The organism is Alphaproteobacteria bacterium (assembly GCA_020638555.1).
In the GTDB taxonomy this organism is placed as follows: Bacteria; Pseudomonadota; Alphaproteobacteria; order Bin95; family Bin95; genus JACKII01.
On sequence record JACKII010000001.1, the window covers coordinates 912,133 to 932,944 of the forward strand.

The window sequence follows — 20,812 nt, forward strand, 5'->3', positions numbered from 1 at the left end:
GGTCGTGACGGGGTGGCTCACTGCATCAGCGTCGGCAGGAACAGGGTGATGTCCGGGATGAAGATCAGCAGCAGCAGCGTCACCACGTCCACCGCCAGAAACGGCATGACGCCGGCAAACACCTCTTCCAGCTTCAGGGGAATGGGCGAGGCGCTGCGCACCACATAGACGTTCAGGCCGACCGGCGGCGTCATCAGCGACATCTCCGCCAGCTTGATCGAGATGACGCCGAGCCAGATTGGGTCGAAGCCGGCGCCGGTCAGGATCGGGAACATCACCGGCAGCGTGATCACCATGATCGCGATCGGGTCGATCAGCATGCCGAGCACCAGGTAGATCAGCGCGAACGCGAACAGATAGGCGTATTTGTTCAGGTCCAGCGCCAGCAGGCCGTCGGTGATCTCGGTGACAAGGCCGGTATAGGTCAGGTAGCGGGCGAAGATGATGCCGCCGATGACGATGATGAAGATGACGGAGGTGGTGACGCCCGCGTCCTTCAGCGTCGCGACGGTGGTGCCGCGGTCGAGCCGCCGCTTGCCGAGCACGATCAGGAAGGCGCCGAACGCACCGACGGCGCCGGCATAGGTGGGCACGAAAAAGCCCGCATATATGCCGCCGATCACCAGCGTGAACAGCAGCGCCACGCCCCAGACGCCGGAGAGCGACTGCACCTTCTGGCGCAGCGAGATCGCTTCCGTCGCCCGCGGCGCCATTTCCGGCCGGACGCGGGCAATGCCATAGATCGCCCCCATATACATCGCGCCGGACAGCAGGCCCGGCAGCAGGCCGGCCATCAGCAGGAAGGCGATCGATTGCTCGGTCAGGATGGCATAGATCACCATCAAAATGCTGGGCGGGATCAGCGAGGCCAGCGTGCCGGAGGCGGCGATGCAGCCGGCGCTCAGGCGCTTGTCATAGCCGAAGGCCGTCATCTGCGGCAGCGCCATGCGGGTGAACACCGCGGCGTTGACCACGGTCGAGCCGCTGGCCGCGCCGAAGGCGGCCGAGGCGAGCGTCGTCGCCATGGCGAGCCCGCCCGGCAGACGCCCCAGCCAGTTGTAGGCCGCACGATAGAGGTCGGCGGTCAGCCCGGCCTGGGTCGCCAGCGACCCCATCAGGATAAAGAGCGGGATCACCGCCAGCGTGAACGAGTTGGTGGTGCTGAAGGGGATGGTGGCCATCTGGGCGATGGCGGCGTCGAAGCCGATCACCAGCAGGGTGCCGAGCACGCCGCAAAGGCCGAGGGCGACGCCGATATGGACGCCGAAGCCCAGCATGACGAGGAGGGCGGCGCCGACAATGGCGCCGCTGGTCATGGTATCGATCATGGCGTCACCGCGCGTCCGGTTCGATGAGGGAGACGGCGGAGCCGATTTCCCGTTGCAGCAACTCTTCGGCCGAAACCGCCGCGCTGCCGTCGGACAGGCGCCGGACATCGGCGATCAGGTCCGCGACCAGTTGCAGGATCATCAGGCCGGTGCCGAAGGCCAGCATCAGCCGTGCGGGCCAGAGCGGGAAGCGGATCAGGCCGAAGGTGGATTCGCCGATATCCAGGCTGAACTGCGCCTCCAGCACCGCCTGCCACAGCAGCAGGGAAAAGAAGGCGATGGCCATGAGGTCCGCGAACACGTCCATGGCCGCCTGCCCCCGCGGGCCGACGCGGGTGTAGAACAGCTCCACGCGGATATGGTTGCGGCGGATCTGCGAATAGGCGAGCGCGCCGAAGACGATCACCACCATGGTGCTTTCGGTCAGTTCCAGCGCGCCGGGGACGGGATGCGCCAGCAACTGGGTCCCGACGACGTCGGCGGTGCCGAGCACGGTCGAGAGCACCATGCCGATCGAGCCGATCATCAGGACGAGGAGCGCGACCCGCTCCAGCGATTTTGCAAAGACGCTCATGGCAGCCACCGTTCGCCGGTCAGGCCCGGCGTGCGCGGAAGGGGAACCGGAGCCGGCCGGCCCGTTTGGGCTTGGTGGCCGGCTCCGATGGGGGGCAACGGTTGCAAGAGGGCGTTACTGGGTCCACTCGCGCCAGGCCTTGGCGACGGCGGCGGCCTGTTCGCCATAGCCCCGTTCTTTCAGGTCCGCTTCCCAGGCGGCCAGCAGGTCCGGCGCCGCCGCCTTCCACTTCGCCAGTTCCGCGGGCGGGAACGCCTGGAACGCGCCGCCGGCGGCCTCGATGGCGGCCTTCGACGCCGCGTCGCCGGCAACCACCCAGTCGAGATAGTCCTGCTGGCTCTTGGCCGCCTGGTCGGTGAAGATCTCCTGAATGTCCGGCGGCAGCCGCTTCCAGGTGCGCTCGCCGATGATGATCATGTGGCCGGTGATGGTCATGATCGGGCCGCAATTGGTCTTGCCGACCTCGAACAGGCGCAGGCTCTCGATATTGCCAGTGTTCAGGAACGAATAGTCGATGGTGCCGCGTTGCAGCGCCTCATAGACCTCGACCGGGCTGACCGTGACCGGAACCGCGCCGATGGCATTGTGCAGTTTCGGCACGTCGGCCCCGAAGCTGCGCAGCTTCTTGCCCTTCAGGCTGGCGACCGTGGTGCAATCGGGCGAGGGGCCGGTCAGGTAATAGGAGCCGAGCGGCTGCTCGAACAGATAGTGCACGCGCATCTTGTCCGTCTCGTCCTTGAAGACCGGGAACTGCGCGTAGGATTTCTTCAGCACGTCGATGGCCTGGACCGGATCGTTGAAGACGAACGGGATCTGGAACGCCTTCCAGAACAGCAACTGGTCCGGGTAGTAGCCGGGCGGGATCGCCGCCATGTCGACCGCGCCGCGGCCGGCGAGCAGGCCCAGTTCGTTGCCCTTGCCGAGGCCGCCGGCGAAGGTGATGTCGATCTTGACCCGGCCGCCGGTCCGTTCCTCGATCTTGGCGGCGAAGTCCTTTTCCGCCTGAACGAACGGGCTGTTGGGCAGATAATGCCCCCAGCGCAGTTTGAACTCCTGCGCACTGGCGGTCGTCGTCACCGCCACCGCGGACGCCGCGATCAGAGCGGACCCCAAAATTCCCTTCAACGCCGATATCATTGTGTGCTCCTGGACTGTCGGACCGTGCGGCTCGTGAACGTGCGTTGTGCGGTTGCGAAAATGAACGCCTCAGAGCCTTCCAAAGCCCAACAAAGCAAGAAGTATGCCAATCGTGGAATATTGTGCGTTGCAATAATGGGTGGTGGCGGGCCGGCGGTCCGGCGCCAAAAATTTGGGCGGAGGCCGTGCCCGTTCGCTGGGCAGGGCCGGCCTGACGCATGGGCGCCGGCGGAAAGTTTCCCATTGCACAGGTTGTCGCGCCCGCGCACAGTAAACGCAACTTGTCGGGATGATTGTCCGTTCCGTGCAAGACAATTGCGAACTGGCGCCGACCGAGCGCTGGCCGAAACCCTTGGAGGAAACAATGCCCCTGTCTTTGAAGGGCCGGTTGCTGTGCGCCGGCTTGGCGACCCTTGCGGTCGCCTGGTCCGGTTCCGCGACCGCGGTAACAAAACTGACCTATGGCAGCTACCTGCCGGCCACCCATGTGATTCACGAGAAAGGCCTGCTGCCCTTCTTCAAGCGGGTAGAACAGGACACCAACGGCTCCCTGACCTGGGAATTGTTCTCCGGCGGCGCCATGGGCGGCCCGAAAGAGGCGTTGCAGACGATCGAGGACGATGTCGTCGATAGCGCCATCATCGTCGACGTCTATATCAAGCGCGATGTGCCGGTGTCGGTCACCATCGCCGATGTCGGCCTGCTGGTGGACGATCCGCTGGTCTTCGCCGCGGCCACGAACGAGGCTTATCTGATCGACTGCCCGCAATGCGCGGCGGAGACGAAGAAGCACAACAAGATTGCGCTCTCGCGCAATTCGACCGGCATCTACAACATCATGTGCACCAGCCCGATCCACACGCTGGAAGGGTTGCATGGCGTAAAGGTGCGCTCGGCCGGGCGGCACGGCGTGCTGATGAAGGAGCTGGGTGCGACGCCCGTCGGCATCACCACCGCCGAAATGTACGAGGCGCTGCAACGCGGCCAGGCGGATTGCACCACCGGGTCGACCGCGTGGCTGAACGCCTATGGCCTGAAGGACGTGATCAAGGCGGTGATCGACTATCCCATCGGCGCCTATATCGGCGGCGAGGGCATGAACATGAACGCCGACCGCTGGAACTCGCTCACCGACGCGGAGCGCATGGCGATCCGCAAGAACCTGCCGAAACTGGTCAGCGACACGGTGTTCGCCTACATGGCCGAGGGCGACCTCGCGCGCGAGGAAGCGATCAAGAACAACGGCCTGCAGGTTCTGGAAGCGGACGAACCGCTGAAGAACGCCATCGACAAATTCCGCCAGGGCGAGGTCCAGGTGTCCATCGACAAGGCCCGCGAGGCGGGGGTGAAGGACCCGGAACGGATCCTGAATCACTTCATGGCCAGCGTCGAGAAATGGCGCAAGATCGTGGCCGATATCGGCCGCGACAAGGAGAAATACGAGGAAGCGCTCTGGCGCGAGATTTTCTCCAAGGCCACCCCGTAAAACCGCCCGGCGATCCCGGCGGTTGCACCGCCGGGTGACGCGGCGGCGTCCCGGCGCCCGGTCTGCGGCGTGCCCGGACGCGCGGCCGGATGGCGGCTACTGCCCAGCGGAAGGCTCCGATGAAAAGCTTTGAACGGTTCTTCAACCGGCTGTCGAACTACAGCGCGTTCATTGCCGGCGCGGCCATGTTCGTGATGATGGTTCAGATCTCGCTCGACGTGGCGTTGAAATACATTTTCAGCTACCCGATCCCGGCGACGCTGGAGACGGTGTCGAGCTATTACATGGTGGCGCTGATCTTCCTGCCGCTCGGCATCGTCACCCGCGATCACGAGCATATCAGCGTCGAACTGTTCACCCAGGGGCTGAGCCCGCGCTGGCTGGCGCTGGTGAACGGCGTCGCGGGGATTCTGGCCATGGCCTATATCGGCGTGATGACCTTCCGTTGCGCCGAGGAAGCCTGGGAGAAGATGCTGATCGGCGAGTCCTGGGAAACCGCGATCTGGGACATGCAGGTGTGGCCATCGCGCTGGTTCATCCCGATCGGCGTCGGCCTGATGTTCGTCTATCTCCTGATCCACGTCATCGACAATTTCTCGTTCTTCGTCCGCGGCCACCGCATCATGACCAGCGGCGAAAGCCAGCATGGCCTCGACCTCGATCTCTAACTGTGCGGGTGCGGGCGGCTGGACGCCGCCGGCACTGGCACCCGCGCAGGAGCCGGAACATGGATAGTCTCACCATCGGGTTTTGCGGCATCGGCCTCGTGCTGGTTCTGCTGGCGCTTCGGGTGCCCATCGCCGTGGCGCTCGCCACGGTTTCGATCGGCGGCATCTGGATTTTGCGCGGGCAGGGTGCGGCGCTCGGCACGCTCGGCAGCCTGCCCTACGACTTTGCCTCCAACTTCACCCTGTCGGCGGTGCCGATGTTCCTGCTGATGGGCGCGGCCGCCTATCACACCGGCCTGACCGGCTCGCTCTACGACGCCGCCCGGCTGTGGCTGAACCGGCTGCCGGGCGGGCTGGCGGTCGCCTCGAACTTCGCGTCGGCCGGGTTCGCGGCGGCGTCGGGCTCCAGCGTCGCGACGGCGGCGGCCATGGGCCGGCTCGCCATTCCGGAAATGCTGAAGGCCGGCTATGACAAGTCGCTGGCGACCGGCACCATCGCCGCCTCCGGCACGCTGGGCGCGCTGATCCCGCCCTCGATCGCCTTCGTCATCTATGGCTGGTTCACGGAGCAGCCGGTCGGCACCCTGCTGATGGCGGGCTTCCTGCCGGGCGTGCTGACCGCTGTCATCTATGCGAGCATGATTATCTGGCGTTGCGCCCTGAACCCGAAACTGGCGCCGCCCATTCGCCAGCATGTGCCCATGAGCGCGAAGCTCGCGGCCCTGAAAGAGGTCTGGCCGCTGCCCCTGCTGGTGCTCTGCGTCATGGGCAGCATTTATGGCGGCGTCGCCACGCCGACCGAGGCGGGCGCGCTCGGCGCCTTTTTCGCGCTGATCATCGGTGCGGTGAAGAAGCAATTGAACCGCGAGACCTTCGTCCGCTCGTTCGTGGAGGCGTTGCGCACGGTCTCGGCGGTGTTCCTGGTCGCCATCGGCGCGATCCTGCTGACCCGCTTCCTGGCCATGGCCGGGGTGCCGCGGTTCATGGCCGAGATCGTGCAGCAATTCGATGCCGACGCGCTCACCGTGATCCTGGCGATGACGGTGATCTATCTCATCCTGGGCATGTTCCTGGACCCGCTGGGCCTGATGCTGCTGACGCTGCCGATCTTCCTGCCCGCCTTCAAGGTTCTGCACATCGACCTGATCTGGATCGGCGTGCTGGTGGTGAAGCTGATCGAGATCGGCCTGCTGACGCCACCGGTCGGGCTGAACGCCTATGTGGTGAAAGGCGTGGTCGGCGATGCGGTGCCGCTGACGACGATTTTCCGCGGCCTCGTCTGGTTCCTGGTCTGCGAGGCGGTCATCATGACCTTGCTGATCGCGTTCCCGGAAATCTCGCTCTGGCTGCCGGCTGTGCTGTCCGGCTAGGCCGGGCGCCGGTCCGGGCCTGCACACGCGATTGTGAGTGCGCTCGTTCGTCGACTGGCAGCGCGCGGCCGCGGAGGCGGGCCTGGCGGTGCTCGACCTGGTGCGCACCGACTCTGCCGCCGTCCTGCGCTCGCCGGAAAACGACGTGCTGGTTCTGGGGAGGTCGGAGGCGGCCTGACCGCGCCCGCACGGCTTTGTTCCGGCGCCGATGGCGCGCTGGAATAACCGGTTCAGGTGGCGCGGGGTCCGCGATAGAATGGCCGGCCGTGCGCGCGCCTGTCGGCGTGGGCCCGGTCGAACCCGCCCCGAAACAGGATGGTCCCATGCCGCAAGACACGAATGAGCTGGCGCCGAGCAGTATCGGCCAGATCGGGTTCTATGTGCATCAGATGCGGAACGAAGACGATTATTCGTTGAACAACCGCTTTTTCGCCTGGATCCGGGGCGACCTCGACGCCGACGCGCTGCAGCAGGCGCTGGATGCGGTGGTCGAGCGCCACCCGGTGCTGCGGACGATGCTGGTGCCGGCCGCCGGGCCGCGACCACTGCGCCAGGAGGTTCTTCCCGCCGCGCCGGTGGTCTTCGAACGGCACGACGCCTGCGCCGGCACCGTCGCCGAGACCGAAGCCGAGATGCGCCGGATTGTTCAGGCGTTTGCCCACACCCCGTTCGATGTCGGCGAGGAAGAGTTTCCGTTCCGGGCGCTGCTGGTTCGGGTCGACGACGACCGTTGCCTGTTCGGCATGATGGCGCATCACATCGCCTCCGACATGCTGTCGGGACAGATCCTGTTCCGGGACGTGGTGGCGTTTTACCGGTCTGTGACGCAGGGAACGGACGGGCCCGAGCCGCCGGCCGCCCAGTTCGCCGATTTCGCGACCCGGCAGTGGGACCGGTTGGAAAGCGGCGCCATGGACCGGCATGCGGATTTCTGGCGCGAAACCCTGGCCGGGCGTCCGCCCATGGTCGTGCCCGGCGCGCGGGCGACCGCCGCCGCTTCGCCCGTCCCGCAAGCCGGCGAGCGCCTGTCGCGGACGCTGCCGGATGCCCTGGCCACCGCCGTGCGCGGCCTGGCCTGGCGGCACCGGGCCACGATCACGACCGTGTTCCTGGCCGCCCTGGGCGTGTTGTGTCGCGAGAAGGGGGTGACGCAAACGACGCTCTGCATTCCGACGGCCAACCGCCCCGGGCCGAAATTCCAGGATGTGGTCGGCTGTTTCATGAACCCGGTGCTGGTGGTGCTGGAGGCGCAACCGGGCGAACCCTTTGCGGCGGTGCTGGACCGGATGCGCGACCGGGCCTCGCAGGCGTATGCCCACCGCGAATATCCGGTCGACCGGTTGAAGGCCCTTCTGGACGACGATTTCCGGGATATCGGCTATCCGCCCGGCCTGCTGTTCCAGTTGCTGCAACGTCCGGACGAGCTGGTTCTGGAGGCGGGTGGCTGCGTGTTCGAGCGCATCCTGACCGACATGCACCGCATCGCTGGCCTGTATTTTCCGCAAGCCCGGCTGCAGGTGCTGGTGTGGGAGGAACGGGACCGCATCACCTGCAGTTTCGACTATGACGCCGCGGCGTTCGAGCGGGAGACGGTGCAGGCCATGCTGGACCGCTACGTCGCCATCCTGCACGAGAATGCCGGCGCCGCGCCGGCCTGAGCCGCCCGGCGCAGCCCGGAGCCCGGCGATCCGCGTCCGTCGTCCGCGGCGGCCAGCGTGCGCAGGCTCCGGTCGCCGATCTTGCCGCCGGGGGTGCGGGGAGGGGCCGCGTGCGCCGGTGCACCGCCCCCGCAGCCGGGCCGTGGATCAGGCCGCTTTGCGATCCTGGTTCTGGCCGGGGCGCGTGGCGTCGTCGGCCAGCACCGGGGCCAGGCGACGGGCGGCGATTGTCTCGGAAACGCCGGTGCGCTCGGCATAGCGCAACAACTGATCCCGCTCCACGCGACCGATGCCGAAATACGAGGAGTCCGGATGGGCGAAATACCAGCCGCTGACCGCCGCGGTCGGCAGCATGGCATAGCCCTCGGTCAACTGGATGCCCGCTGCCGCTTCCGCATCCAGCAGTTGGAACAGGGTCGGCTTCTGGCTGTGGTCGGGGCAGGCGGGGTAGCCGGGGGCCGGACGGATGCCGCGATACTGCTCGCGGATCAGATCGGCGTTCGAAAGGTTCTCGTCCGACGCATAGCCCCAGAATTCGCGGCGAACGCGCTCGTGCATGCGTTCGGCAAAGGCTTCCGCCAGCCGATCCGCCAGGGCTTTCAGAAGGATGGCGTTGTAGTCGTCATTCTTGCGTTCGTAGTCCGCCAGCGGGCCTTCGATGCCGTGCCCGGCGGTGACCGCAAAGCCGCCCAGATAGTCGGTCTTGCCGCTGGCCTGCGGGGCGACGAAGTCGGCAAGGCAGAAATGCGCGCGCCCCTGGGACTTGTTCACCTGCTGGCGCAGGAAGGTCAGGGAGGCCAGCGGCTCGTTGAACCGGGCCGGGTCGTGCAGGACCACGCCTTCCTCGCCGTCGCTGTTCGCCGGCCAGAAGCCGATGACGCCGCGCGCTTCCAGCCATTTCTCGTCGACAATCCGCTTCAGCATCGCCTCGGCATCGGCGAACAGGGCGCGGGCGGCCTCGCCCACCACCGGGTCGTCGAGCAGGCGCGGATAGGTGCCGGCCAGTTCCCAGGTGCGGAAGAAGGGCGTCCAGTCGATGCGGTCCACCAGTTCGTCCAGCGGGTATTGGACGAAGGTCCGCGTGCCGAGGAAGGAGGGCTCCGGCGGGGTATAGGCCGTCCAGTCCAGCTTCGGCTTGTTGGCACGGGCATCCGCCAGGGTGACGGCTTCGTGCGTCGGGCCGGATTTGCGGCGGCGACGCAGCGTGTCGTACTCCTCGGCAATGTTCGCGGTATACGGGCCGAAGGTCTCGGCCGACAGCAACTGGCCCGCCACGCCGACGGCGCGCGAGGCGTCGAGCACGTGCACCACCGGCCCCTTGTAGGCGGGGTCGATCTTCAGGGCGGTGTGCAGCTTCGACGTGGTGGCGCCGCCGATCAGCAGCGGCGTTTTCAGGCCGCGGCGATGCATATCGCTCGCCACCTGGACCATTTCGTCCAGCGACGGCGTGATCAGGCCCGACAGGCCGATCAGGTCGACGGCCTCCTTGGCGGCGGTGTCCAGGATCTTGGCCGACGGCACCATGACGCCCAGGTCGATCACCTCGTAATTGTTGCACTGGAGCACGACGCCGACGATGTTCTTGCCGATGTCGTGCACGTCGCCCTTCACGGTGGCGAGCAGGATTTTGCCCTTTTTCTGCTGTGCGACGCCGGATGCCTCGGCCTCGGCTTCGATGAAGGGGATGAGGTGGGCCACCGCCTGTTTCATCACCCGGGCGGACTTCACCACCTGCGGCAGGAACATTTTGCCGGCGCCGAACAGGTCGCCGACCCGGTTCATGCCGTCCATCAGCGGGCCTTCGATCACCGACAGCGGCTTGTCGGCGCGCTGGCGGGCTTCCTCGGTGTCGTCGACGATGTGGGCGTTGATGCCGTGGACGAGCGCGTGCTCGATCCGCTGTTCCACCGGCAGTTCGCGCCAGGAATTGTCCTGCTCGCGCTTCTGTCCGCCCTGGCCGCGATACTCCTCGGCGATTTCGAGCAGCCGTTCGGTGCCGTCCTTGCGCCGGTTGAGGATGACGTCCTCGACGCGCTCGCGCAGGTCGGGCTTGATCTCGTCATAGACCGCCAGCTGGCCGGCATTGACGATACCCATGTCCATGCCCGCCCGGATGGCGTGGTAGAGGAACACCGAGTGCATGGCCTCGCGCACGGGCTCGTTGCCGCGGAAGCTGAACGAGAGATTGGACACGCCGCCCGAGATTTTGGCATGCGGCAACGACTGCTTGATCTCGCGGCAGGCCTCGATGAAGTCGACGCCGTAATTGTCGTGCTCCTCGATGCCCGTCGCGATCGCGAAAATGTTGGGGTCGAAAATGATGTCTTCCGGGTGGAAGCCGTCTTCGGTCAGCAGCTTGTAGGCCCGGGTGCAGATTGCGACCTTGCGCGCCTTGGTGTCGGCCTGGCCCTTTTCGTCGAACGCCATGACGACCGCGGCCGCGCCGTAGCGGCGGATCAGCCGGGCCTGGCGCAGAAACGCCTCCTCGCCCTCCTTCATGCTGATCGAGTTGACGATGGCCTTGCCCGCGACGCATTGCAGCCCCGCCTCGATCACCTCCCACTTGGACGAGTCGATCATGATCGGCACGCGGGCGATGTCCGGCTCGGCCGCGATCAGGTTCAGGAAGGTGACCATGGCCTCCTTGGAGTCCAGAAGGCCTTCGTCCATGTTGACGTCGATGATCTGGGCGCCGTTTTCGACCTGCTGGCGGGCGACTTCCAGCGCGGTGTCGTAATCGCCGCCCATGATGAGCTTCTTGAAGCGGGCGGAGCCGGTGACGTTGGTCCGCTCGCCGATATTGATGAATGTGGCTTGGGCTTGTTGCATGGTGATGGCGTGCACTCTCTGGGTCAGGCGGCGGAGACGAACGGATCCAGGCCGGAAAGGCGCAGGCGCGGCCGGTCGGCCGGAACCTGTCGCGGCGGGACATCCTTCACCGCCTCGGCGATGGCTTGGATATGATCCGGCGTGGTGCCGCAGCAACCGCCGACAATGTTGACCAGGCCTTCCTCGGCCCATTCGCGGATCAGGCGGGCCGTCATCGCCGGTGCCTCGTCATAGGCGCCCAGCTCGTTCGGCAGGCCCGCGTTCGGATACACGACCAGCGGCACCTCGCACTCGCGCGCCAGTTCCTCGACGAAGGGGCGCAGCTGTTCGGCGCCGAAGCCGCAATTCAGGCCGAAGGCCACCGGATCGGCGTGGCGCACGGCATACCAGAACGCGGTCACCGTCTGGCCGGAAAGATTGCGCCCGGTCAGGTCGGTGACGGTGCCGGTCACCATGACCGGCAGCTTCACGCCGGTTTCGTCCGCCAGTTGCTCCAGCGCGAACAGGGCGGCCTTGCAGTTCAGCGTGTCGAACACCGTCTCGACGGCAAAGCAATCCACCCCGCCCTCGAACAGGGCCTTGGCCTGGTGGTGGTAGGCCTTGCGCATTTCCTCGAACGTGACCGCGCGAAAGCCGGGGCGGTTCACATCCGGCGAGATCGAGCAGGTCCGGTTGGTCGGGCCGAGATTGCCGATGACATAGCGTGGCTTTTCCGGCGTCTTTTCGGTCCAGCGGTCGGCGGCGCGGCGCGCGATGCGGGCGCCGTCGAGATTGATGTTGTGCACGAACGGCTCGCAGCCGTAGTCGGACTGGCTGATCGTGGTCGCGTTGAACGTGTTGGTCTCGATCAGGTCGGAGCCGATGGCCAGATAGGTGTCGTGGATGCGCTCAATCACCGCCGGCTGGGTCAGGTTCAGCAGGTCGTTGTTGCCGCGCAGGTGATGGCCGTGGTCGGCGAACTGGCTGCCGCGATAGCCGGACTCATCCAGCTTTTCCGCCTGGATCATCGTGCCCATCGCGCCTTCGAGGACGAGGATACGGTCCGCCATCAATGCGGTCAGAGCGGGCCGGGTGTCGGCGGGCATAAGAAGGTCCTTTGGTCAGTGGAGATGCTTATAACCATATAAAGATATCGTTATATTGTCCAGGGCGAAATCCGCCGGCGCTGCGATACGCGGCGGTTGCGGCGGGCGTTTGCCCCGCTGGCATTGCGCGCCAAGCCGCCTATAATGCAGCCGTTCGCCCGATCCGAAGGAAAACTTATGGCCGCCGCCCACCCCGACGAGACCGTCGTAACCGCTGCGATCGCCGTGATCGGCAACGAAATCCTGTCCGGCAGTGTTCAGGACGAAAACATCGCGTATATCGCGCGCGGTTTGAACGAAATCGGCATTCAATTGCGGGAAGTCCGCGTCGTGCCGGACATTCACCGCGAGATCGCGGACGCGGTGAACGCGCTGCGCGGGCGCTGGGACTATGTGTTCACCACCGGCGGCATCGGCCCCACCCACGACGACATCACGGCGGAAGCGGTGGCCCTCGCCTTCGAGCGCAAGGTGACCTACCACCCGGAGGCCTTCGCGCGGCTGGAAGCCTTTTATGCGTCCCGCGGACAGGACTTTACCGAGGGGCGCAAGCGGATGACGCTGGCGCCGGAAGGCGCGGAACTGGTGAACAACGAGGCGATGATCGCGCCCGGCCTGAAGGTCGAGAACGTGTTCGTGCTGGCCGGTGTGCCCCGGATCGCCCAGGCCATGTTCGAGGCGACCAAGCCCTATCTGCGCCGGGGCAATGTCGTCCATTCCCGCTCGATCACCACCCATCTGGTCGAGGGCGAACTGGCCGGGCCGCTGGAGGCGATCCAGAAGCGCCACCCGCATGCGGACCTCGGCTCGTATCCGTTTTACAACACGCCGCGCGGCAATGGCGTGAAACTGGTGGCGCGCGCCACCAGCCAGGATCTGCTCGACACCGTCGGCGACGAGATCCGCCGCATGATCGCCGACCTCGGCGGCGAGACCATCGAAGACGACCGTAGTTGGTAAAGGGCAGATTCGGCCATGCGCGCCTTTTTCTCTGACGTTCATCTGAGCCATCAGCCGCCGGAAATCATCGCCCGCGGCCGGGCCGTTCCCCATTGGGAGGTGGCGGCCCGGGCCGGCGCCTTGCACCAGGCCCTGGTCGACGGCGGCCATAGCGTGGAAGCGCCGGAAAGCCATGGCCTGGCCCCGGTCGCCGCCGTGCACGATCCCGGCTATCTCGAATTCCTGGAGACCGCCTGGCAGCGCTGGCAGGAACTGCCGAACCCGCCGCCGGCGGTGCAGCCGAACGCGCATCCGGGCCGGCACATGACCGGCCGGCCGACGGACGTGCTGGGCCAGGCGGGCTATTACGTCACCACGAACTCCGCCCCCATCGTCGCCGGCACCTGGGAGGCGGCGCTGGCGTCGGCCGATACCGCCGTCAGCGCGGCCCGGGCGGTGCTGGACGGAGCGGACGTGGCCTATGCCGCCTGCCGGCCGCCGGGCCATCACGCCTATGCCGATACGGCCGGCGGATTCTGCTATCTCAACAATGTCGCTATCGCCGCCAACGACATGTTGCAGGAACTGGCGCGGGTCGCGATCCTCGACATCGACGTGCATCACGGCAACGGCACCCAGGGGATTTTCTATCGGCGGCGCGATTGCCTGTTCGTGTCGCTGCACGGCGACCCGGCCGAGTATTTTCCGTTCTTCGCCGGCTATGCGCACGAGCGCGGCGAGGGCGAGGGGCTCGGCTACAATCTGAACCTGCCCCAGGCCCAGGGCACCGGCGACGAGGACTATCTGTCGGCGCTGGACGATGGGTTGGGCGCCATCCGCCGCTATGCGCCGGATGCGCTTCTGGTCTCGCTGGGCTTCGATGCCTATGCGGGCGACCCGATCGGCTTCCTGTCGATTTCGACCGAGGGCTTTGGCCGGATCGGCGAAGCCATCGCCCGGCTGGGCCTGCCCACCGTCCTGGTGCAGGAGGGTGGCTACAATGTCGAGGCCCTGGGGGCCAATCTCACCAGCTTTCTGAACGGGTTCGCGAGCGGGCGCTGAAGACCCGCCCGCCCGCCGCACACGAGGACACGCCGATGGCTCACGAATTCCGCTTCGATTCCATGCCGTTCACGCCGGAGTTGGAGGCGTTCCGCATGGAAGTGCGGGAGTTCCTGCACCGGGAAATCGCCGCCGGCACCTTCACGCCCGGCGATACCGACAAGGAAGCGGGCTACAATCCCGAATTCTCGCGCAAGGTGGGCGAGCGCGGCTGGCTCGGCATGACCTGGCCCAAGGCCTATGGCGGTCACGGGCGCTCGCATTTGGAGCGCTATGTGATGACCGAGGAAATGCTGGCGATGCGGGCGCCGGTGCGCTTCCACTGGGTCGCCGACCGGCAGAGCGGCCCGGTGCTGCTGAAATACGGCCAGGAGGAGGTGCGCAAGGAGATCGTGCCGAAGATCGCGGCGGGCGAACTCTGTTTCTGCATCGGCCTGTCCGAGCCCAATTCCGGTTCCGATCTGTTCGCCGCGTCCACCCGCGCGACCAAGACCGACGGCGGCTGGCTGGTGAACGGCCGCAAGATCTGGACCTCGAACGCGCACCGCTCGCACTATATGATCGCCCTGGTCCGCACCTCGCCGTCGACGCAGGAAAACCGCCGCCACGGCCTGACCCAGTTCCTGATCAAAATGGACGAGAACGGGCCGCAACCGCGCCCGATCATCAACCTGACGGGTGCGCACGAGTTCAATGAGGTCGTGTTCGACGACGTGTTCGTGCCGGATTCCCATGTCATCGGCCGCGTCGACGAGGCCTGGAAACAGGCGACCGACGAGCTGGCCTACGAGCGCTCCGGTCCCGACCGCTGGACCGAAACCATCTTCTCGCTGATCGAGCTGACGCGGGTGGCGGAGGCCAGGGCGGACGACCGCATCAGCGCCGGCCTGGGACGGGAAGTCGCCCATCTGAAGACGCTGCGGCGCATGTCGGCCTCGATTGCAGGCATGCTCCAGGACGGCCAGTCGCCGGTGGCGGAGGCGGCGGTGGTCAAGGACCTGGGCACCAACTGGGAGCAGGCGCTGCCCAATACCGTGCGCCTGCTGGCCCCCAAGGCCGCCCAGGCCATGGCGGGCAACCGGGCCCGGTTCGAGGATGTGCAGCGGCTCAACACGCTGATCGCCCCGAAACTGACCATCCAGGGCGGCACGCGCGAGGTGCTGCGCGGCATCATCGCCCGCGGGCTGGGGCTGCGGTAGGACGTTTTCGGTCCTGGTTGAACCACCGATCTCCCGCGGAAGCGGGAGCCCATGCCTGAGAGCGTCTCACAGGACGCGGAGGCTGTCTTTGTCTCTCAGGCATGGGTCCCCGCTTCCGCGAGGACAGGGAAAATGGGGCGGCGAGCCAGCTGGGAAAGAACCTGCGCTAGCCGGGCCGTGACGGCTGCCGCCTTCCCGGGAGAAGGGGCTCAGGCGAAATCCAGCAACGGCCGGACCTCGCGGCCGAATTGCTCGATCTGGGCGTCGCGTTCCTCCGGCGTGCCGAGGAATTCCAGTTCGAAATGGCGGACGCCCGCGGCATGGAACTGCTGCAGGAAGGCCGCGATGTCCGCCGGTGCGCCCAGGGCCGCATAGCGTTTGGTCGCGCGCGAGAAGTCCATGGCGTAGCGCTTCGACAACAGCGCATTGGCGGCATCGTAGGCCTCCTCGTATGTGGGGCCGAGCCGCATGAACAACAGGTGCGAGGTGCCGTATTCGGCGTGCGAGCGGCCGGCGGCCGCGTAATGGCCGCCGATGCTTTGCAGGGCGGCTCGGTACTGGTCCGGCGTCACCACATAGCTCACATAGCCGTCGCACAGCGTGCCCGCGCGCCGGAACGCCGCCTCGGTGCGGCCGCCGACCCAAAGCGGTGGGCCGCCGGGGCGGGCCGGGGTCGGCAGCATCTGGGTTTCGGGGAAGGAGAAGAAGCGGCCGTCGTGCGCCACCTTCTCTCCGGTCCAGAGCTTGCGCAGCACCGCAATGCCTTCGTCCAGGCGCGCGCCGCGTTCCTTGTGCGGCACGCCGGCGGCGGCGAACTCGCCCGGAAACTCGCCGCCGACACCCAGGCCCATGACAAAGCGACCGCCGCTCACGCGGTCGAGCGTCGCCGCCTGCTTGGCCACCGGCACCGGGTGGCGGAGCGGCAGCAGATAGACCGAGGTGTGCACCCGGAGCCGGTCCGACAGCGCGACCACCTGCGCCAGTTGCACGAACGGGTCGAGGATCGGCAGGGCAAAGGCCAGATGGTCGCCGACGGCGAGCGCGGAGAAGCCGCCATCCTCGGCGGCGCGCACCAGCTTGCGGGTGTCGGCCACGGTCGGCATTTGCGAATGCAGGCCGAAGGTCACGGTTTTGGCGAGGGGGAGGGGCATGGGGCGCAATCCTCTTGGGCACGGTTATCGGCGTTGTGGGTCATTCAACGCCAAGGGCGGCGTGTTTGCCAAGTCGGGCCGGCGTGGTACTGATTCCGCTCGGCACAACACCGGAGCCTGCCCCATGGCCAACGCCCCCATCGACCTGAACAGCCAGAATCTGTTCGATATCCTCTACACCATGCGCGCCATGCGCCGGCTGAAGCCGGACCCGGTGCCGGACGAACTGGTGGTGAAAATCCTCGACGCCGCGATCCGGGCGCCCAGCGGCGGCAACAACCAGCCCTGGCATTTCGTCGTCGTCAAGGATGCCGCGATCAAGCAGGCGGTTCAGGTCTGGTACAAGAAGGCGCTCGATGAGGTCATCGGCCCGCGCTACGCCACCAGCGCGCCGCCGCCGGGTTCGAACGCGGAGAAATATCACCGCCAGCACCTGGCCGTGGAATATCTGACCGACCACTTCCACGAGGCCCCGGTCTGGATCGTTTGCTGCCTCAAGAGCGGCGGCGGGTTGCCGTCGCGCATGTCCGGCGCCTCGATCTATCCGGCGGTGCAGAACATCCTGCTCGCCTGCCGGGCGCTGGGGCTGGGCGCCAACCTGACCACGCGCCACCTGATCTATGCGGACGAGACGGAGAAGGCGCTGAAGCTGCCCGATGGCTGGCTCTCCTACGCCATCATCCCGATCGGTTGGCCCATGGGCCATTTCGGGCCGGTCAGCCGCGGCGACCTGAAGGATTTCGTCTCGCTCGACGTGATCGGCCAGAAGTGGGACGCGCTGGACTGAACGCGCGTCCGGCGTTCGACCGGGCGCCGCAATCGCGATCGGGGCTCTGTGCTATTGGCCTCGCTGCAACAAGCCGACAATGTCGCCGGCGGGCACCGTCTGGTTGCGGAAGGTGAAGGTGCCCTGCTCCGCCACCTCCTTCGCAGCGTTCAGCAGGGCGCTGTATGCGGCGTTGGCGAAGGCACCGCCGAGGCTCACACGCTTCACGCCCAGAGCCGCCAACTCCGCTATCGTGTGGAAGCCGGTGGCCCCGCCCATCAGCATGTTGAAGGGGCGGTCGATTTCGCTGAGCACACTGCGGATATCCTCCAGCGTGCGGAGGCCCGGCGCATACAGCACGTCGGCGCCGGCCTCTTGGAAGGCTTGCAGGCGGCGAATGGTGTCTGCCAGGTCGGTGACGCCGCGAATGTGGTTCTCCGCCCGGGCACATAGCATGAACGGGAAGGGGAGCGCGCGGGCCGCTTCGGCCGCCGCAGCCACTCGCTCGGCGGCTTCCGCGATGGGCCGGATGCGGGCTGCGTCGCCGGTGCGGCCCGGCGCCCAATCCTCGACCGAGCCGCCGACCAGACCGGCCTCCGCCCCCAGGCGGATGGTCTCGGCGACGCCTTCGGGCGTCTCGCTGAAACAATCCTCCAGGTCTGCGGCCAGCGGCAGGTCGGTTGCCGCGGCCAGCATGCGGCAATGCTCCAGCACTTGCTCGCGACCGACCTGGCTGTCGCCCAGGCCGAGGCTCCAGGCCATGCCCGCTGACGTGGTGGCCAGAGCCTTGTAGCCCAGGCCGGCCAGCATCTTTGCGCTGGTGACGTCCCAAGGGTTGGGAATGACGAAAATACCCTCCTGACGGTGCAGTCGTGCAAACAGATCGGCTTTGTCGACTTGGCTTCGCATTTCGGGTCCTTCCACGCTTGTCGAACCGGCGGCCGAACGCCATGATGCGCCCAATCCGAAGCCGGAGGAAGGCCATGGGCGTCATCATCGCCGCCGACAAACTCGAAGCGCTGATCGCGCGGATTTTCGAACACACCGACTGTGACAGCGTCGAGGCCAGGCGTATCGCGCATTACCTGCTGGACGCGAACCTGACCGGGCACGACAGCCATGGCGTGCTGCGCACCAGCCGCTATGTCTCCTGGCTGGAGCAGGGTCTGTTCAAGGCGGGGCGCACCATCAAGGTGGTGAGCGAGAACCCGGCCATGGCCGTGCTGGACGGCGATTACGGCATGGGTCACACCGTCGCCGAACAGGCGGTGGATTTCGGGCTGGAGCGGGCGAAGGCGAACGGCTGCTATATCGTGGCGCTGCGCAATGCCGGGCATGTGGGCCGCGTCGGCTCGTGGGCGATCAAGGCGGCGGAGGCGGGCTATGTCTCCGTTCATTTCGCCAATGCGCGCGGCTCGGTCCTGGTGGCGCCCTATGGCGGCACCGAGCGGCGGTTTTCGACCGCGCCCTTCTGCGTGGGCGTGCCGCGCAAGGGCGAGCCGCCGGTGATCCTCGACTTCGCCACCTCCATCGTCGCCGAGGGCAAGGTGATGGTCGCGGCGAAGGGCGGCAAGCCCTTGCCGGAGGGCGCGCTGATCGATGAGCACGGCAACCGCACCACCGACCCCGTGGCCCTCTATGGCACCGCGGGGCCGGATGCGCCGGTGGCCTTGCGCGACGGCAAGGGCGCGATCCGGGCCTTTGGCGACCACAAGGGGTCGGGCCTGGCGCTGATGTGCGAATTGCTGGGCGGCGCGCTCACCGGCAACGGCACCGCCGGCCCGCCGGGCAAGCCGTTCGCCAACGGCATGCTGTCGATCTATATCGACGCCGCCACGATCGACGACCAGGGTGGCTTTGCGGCGGAAGTGGCGGACTATGTGAATTTCGTCATGTCGGCCAAGCCTGCCGATCCCTCCAAACCGGTGCTGGTGCCGGGCGACCCGGAGCGCGCCACCAAGGCCGAGCGCCTCGCCAACGGCGTGCCGCTGGCCGACGACGCCTGGGCCAGCATCCAGGAAGCGGCGCGGCGCGTCGGCATCAACGATACGGACATCGCCGCCCTGAGCGGCCTGTAATCGTTCTTCTTTTCGAACCAAGGACCCCAGAGCCATGGATTATGTCGGCCTCGGCCTGCACTGGAACGACCTGGAAGTCGGCCAGAAATTCCGCACCATCAACCGCACGATCACCGAGGCGGATTTGGTGAACTTCATCAATGCCACCGGCATGGTCGAGATGATTTTCACCGACAAGACCTTCGCCAATCAGGGCGCGATCAAGGGCGCGCGGCCGGTGCCCGGCGCGCTCTGCTATTGCTTCGCCGAGGGGCTGCTGGTCCAGGCCACCATGCAGAACACCGGCCTGGCGATGCTGGAATGCGACCTGAAGGTGTTGGGGCCGACCAATGTCGGCGACACCATCCATGTGGAGGTCGAGGTGTTGTCGCTGCGTCCGACCTCCAAGGGCAATCGCGGCATCGTCAAGACCCGCAACGACATCGTCAATCAAGAGGGCGTGACGGTCGCGACCTTCGAGGCGACCCGGATGATGGCCGGTCGCTGACGGTCACGATTGCCGCCCCGAAACAGTGGCGCCGATTGGCAGGCGGTTTGCCGACAGTCCGCCAATCGGAACCCGCTTTCCACCAGAGGAAACCCCCACCATGCCGCAGACTCCCACCCAGCAAATTCCCGGCGTCTATCATCGCAAGATCGGCGATATCGTCGTCACTGCCGTAACCGACGGCTTTCTCGACGGCCAGTTGAGCGTGTTGCACAATATCACCGAGGAACAGGGCCAGGCCCTGATCCGCGACAATTTCGGGCCGGAGAAGGGGCGGCGCACCAGCGTCAACACCTTCCTGATTCAGAGCCAGGGGCGCTGCGCCATCGTCGATACCGGCTCCGGCACGTATATGGGTCCGACGGCCGGCTGGCAGCGGAACATGCTGGAGATTGCCGGCATCAAGGCCAGCGAGATCGACACGATCATGCTGACCCACATGCATCCGGACCATTCCGCGGGCCTGAGCGACCGGGAGACCTGGAAGCCGTTCTACGAGAATGCCGAACTGGTCTGCCACGAGAACGAACTGCCGCACTGGGAAGACGATGCGGCCATGGCCAAGGGCACGGATCGCGAGAAAATGCTCTATTTCCAATGCACGCGCGAGCAGGTGGGCCCCTATAAGGCGCGGATGCGGACGTTCGCGAAGGAACAGGAAGTGTTCCCGGGCGTGATCGCCATGCCGGCGAACGGCCACACGCCCGGCCACACCATCTATCAGGTCCAATCCGGCAACGAACAGTTGCTGATCTGGGGCGATACCGTGCATGTGCCGGAGATCCAGGCGCCCCATCCCGAGGTCTGCATCGACTTCGACACCGACAAGGAAAAGGCGGCGGCCAGCCGCCGCCGCGTCTTCGATATGGTGGAGACCGACCGGTTGCTGATCGCCGGCATGCACCTGCATTTCCCGGCGTTCAGCCATTTGGTGAAGCAGGGCAGCGGCTACCGCATCGTGCCCGAAACCTGGAAGTTCCAGATGTAAGGGGGGC

At 66.5% G+C, this 20,812-nt stretch carries 17 protein-coding genes and 1 pseudogene; 12 read left to right on the forward strand and 6 right to left on the reverse strand.

Annotation, left to right across the window (positions count from 1 at the left end):
- Positions 1-17 precede the first annotated feature (17 nt).
- The 3 genes from H6844_04260 to dctP form a co-directional block, all read right to left on the reverse strand.
- A complete protein-coding gene (locus H6844_04260; GenBank protein MCB9928616.1) occupies positions 18-1,328 on the reverse strand; it encodes a TRAP transporter large permease in 1,311 nt (436 codons plus the stop codon).
- A gap of 4 nt (positions 1,329-1,332) precedes the next feature.
- The gene (locus H6844_04265; GenBank protein MCB9928617.1) at positions 1,333-1,902 is read right to left on the reverse strand and encodes a TRAP transporter small permease; all 570 of its coding nucleotides are present in this window, start codon (positions 1,900-1,902) and stop codon (positions 1,333-1,335) included.
- A gap of 114 nt (positions 1,903-2,016) precedes the next feature.
- Positions 2,017-3,039, reverse strand: a complete 1,023-nt coding sequence (gene dctP / locus H6844_04270; protein ID MCB9928618.1) for a TRAP transporter substrate-binding protein DctP — start codon at positions 3,037-3,039, stop codon at positions 2,017-2,019.
- A 364-nt stretch (positions 3,040-3,403) separates the two neighbouring features.
- Here dctP and H6844_04275 point away from each other — a divergent pair, with 364 nt between their 5' ends.
- The 5 genes from H6844_04275 to H6844_04295 all read left to right on the forward strand — a co-directional run bounded on the left by H6844_04275 (position 3,404) and on the right by H6844_04295 (position 8,221).
- Positions 3,404-4,525, forward strand: coding sequence for a C4-dicarboxylate TRAP transporter substrate-binding protein (locus H6844_04275; protein ID MCB9928619.1), 1,122 nt, complete (start codon positions 3,404-3,406; stop codon positions 4,523-4,525).
- A gap of 119 nt (positions 4,526-4,644) precedes the next feature.
- Positions 4,645-5,193 carry a TRAP transporter small permease gene (locus H6844_04280; GenBank protein MCB9928620.1) on the forward strand — a complete coding sequence of 183 codons (549 nt, stop codon included), beginning with the start codon at positions 4,645-4,647 and terminating at the stop codon, positions 5,191-5,193.
- A gap of 59 nt (positions 5,194-5,252) precedes the next feature.
- Entirely contained in the window at positions 5,253-6,563 is a 1,311-nt protein-coding gene (locus H6844_04285; protein ID MCB9928621.1) for a TRAP transporter large permease subunit, read from the forward strand.
- Between the two features lie 37 nt (positions 6,564-6,600).
- Positions 6,601-6,741 (forward strand): hypothetical protein, encoded by a 141-nt coding sequence (locus tag H6844_04290; GenBank protein ID MCB9928622.1) that lies wholly within the window; start codon positions 6,601-6,603, stop codon positions 6,739-6,741.
- Between the two features lie 145 nt (positions 6,742-6,886).
- Positions 6,887-8,221: a hypothetical protein gene (locus H6844_04295; GenBank protein MCB9928623.1), complete on the forward strand. Its 1,335-nt coding sequence runs from the start codon at positions 6,887-6,889 to the stop codon at positions 8,219-8,221.
- Between the two features lie 147 nt (positions 8,222-8,368).
- On the opposite strand, the pseudogene metH reads toward H6844_04295, so the two are convergent.
- Positions 8,369-12,135: pseudogene (gene metH / locus H6844_04300) on the reverse strand (methionine synthase).
- 177 nt (positions 12,136-12,312) lie between these two features.
- Here metH and H6844_04305 point away from each other — a divergent pair.
- From H6844_04305 to H6844_04315, 3 genes are read left to right on the forward strand one after another with little or no spacing between them, the layout of a single operon-like run.
- The gene (locus H6844_04305) at positions 12,313-13,095 is read left to right on the forward strand and encodes a competence/damage-inducible protein A (protein MCB9928624.1); all 783 of its coding nucleotides are present in this window, start codon (positions 12,313-12,315) and stop codon (positions 13,093-13,095) included.
- Positions 13,096-13,110: 15 nt separating this feature from the next.
- A complete protein-coding gene (locus H6844_04310) occupies positions 13,111-14,136 on the forward strand; it encodes a histone deacetylase family protein (GenBank protein MCB9928625.1) in 1,026 nt (341 codons plus the stop codon).
- Between the two features lie 35 nt (positions 14,137-14,171).
- Positions 14,172-15,335, forward strand: coding sequence for an acyl-CoA dehydrogenase family protein (locus H6844_04315; protein MCB9928626.1), 1,164 nt, complete (start codon positions 14,172-14,174; stop codon positions 15,333-15,335).
- A 209-nt stretch (positions 15,336-15,544) separates the two neighbouring features.
- Here H6844_04315 and H6844_04320 read toward each other — a convergent pair whose 3' ends face one another.
- Positions 15,545-16,486: an LLM class flavin-dependent oxidoreductase gene (locus tag H6844_04320; protein ID MCB9928627.1), complete on the reverse strand. Its 942-nt coding sequence runs from the start codon at positions 16,484-16,486 to the stop codon at positions 15,545-15,547.
- Positions 16,487-16,610: 124 nt separating this feature from the next.
- Here H6844_04320 and H6844_04325 point away from each other — a divergent pair, with 124 nt between their 5' ends.
- The gene (locus H6844_04325; GenBank protein MCB9928628.1) at positions 16,611-17,273 is read left to right on the forward strand and encodes a nitroreductase family protein; all 663 of its coding nucleotides are present in this window, start codon (positions 16,611-16,613) and stop codon (positions 17,271-17,273) included.
- Between the two features lie 51 nt (positions 17,274-17,324).
- Here H6844_04325 and H6844_04330 read toward each other — a convergent pair whose 3' ends face one another.
- The gene (locus tag H6844_04330; GenBank protein ID MCB9928629.1) at positions 17,325-18,161 is read right to left on the reverse strand and encodes an isocitrate lyase/phosphoenolpyruvate mutase family protein; all 837 of its coding nucleotides are present in this window, start codon (positions 18,159-18,161) and stop codon (positions 17,325-17,327) included.
- 44 nt (positions 18,162-18,205) lie between these two features.
- Between H6844_04330 and H6844_04335 the strand changes: the two genes are divergently transcribed.
- The 3 genes from H6844_04335 to H6844_04345 all read left to right on the forward strand — a co-directional run bounded on the left by H6844_04335 (position 18,206) and on the right by H6844_04345 (position 20,805).
- Positions 18,206-19,330, forward strand: coding sequence for a malate/lactate/ureidoglycolate dehydrogenase (locus H6844_04335; GenBank protein ID MCB9928630.1), 1,125 nt, complete (start codon positions 18,206-18,208; stop codon positions 19,328-19,330).
- 34 nt (positions 19,331-19,364) lie between these two features.
- On the forward strand, positions 19,365-19,817 hold the full coding sequence (locus H6844_04340) for a MaoC family dehydratase N-terminal domain-containing protein (GenBank protein MCB9928631.1): 453 nt from the start codon (positions 19,365-19,367) through the stop codon (positions 19,815-19,817).
- 100 nt (positions 19,818-19,917) lie between these two features.
- The gene (locus tag H6844_04345; GenBank protein ID MCB9928632.1) at positions 19,918-20,805 is read left to right on the forward strand and encodes an MBL fold metallo-hydrolase; all 888 of its coding nucleotides are present in this window, start codon (positions 19,918-19,920) and stop codon (positions 20,803-20,805) included.
- Positions 20,806-20,812: the final 7 nt, after the last annotated feature.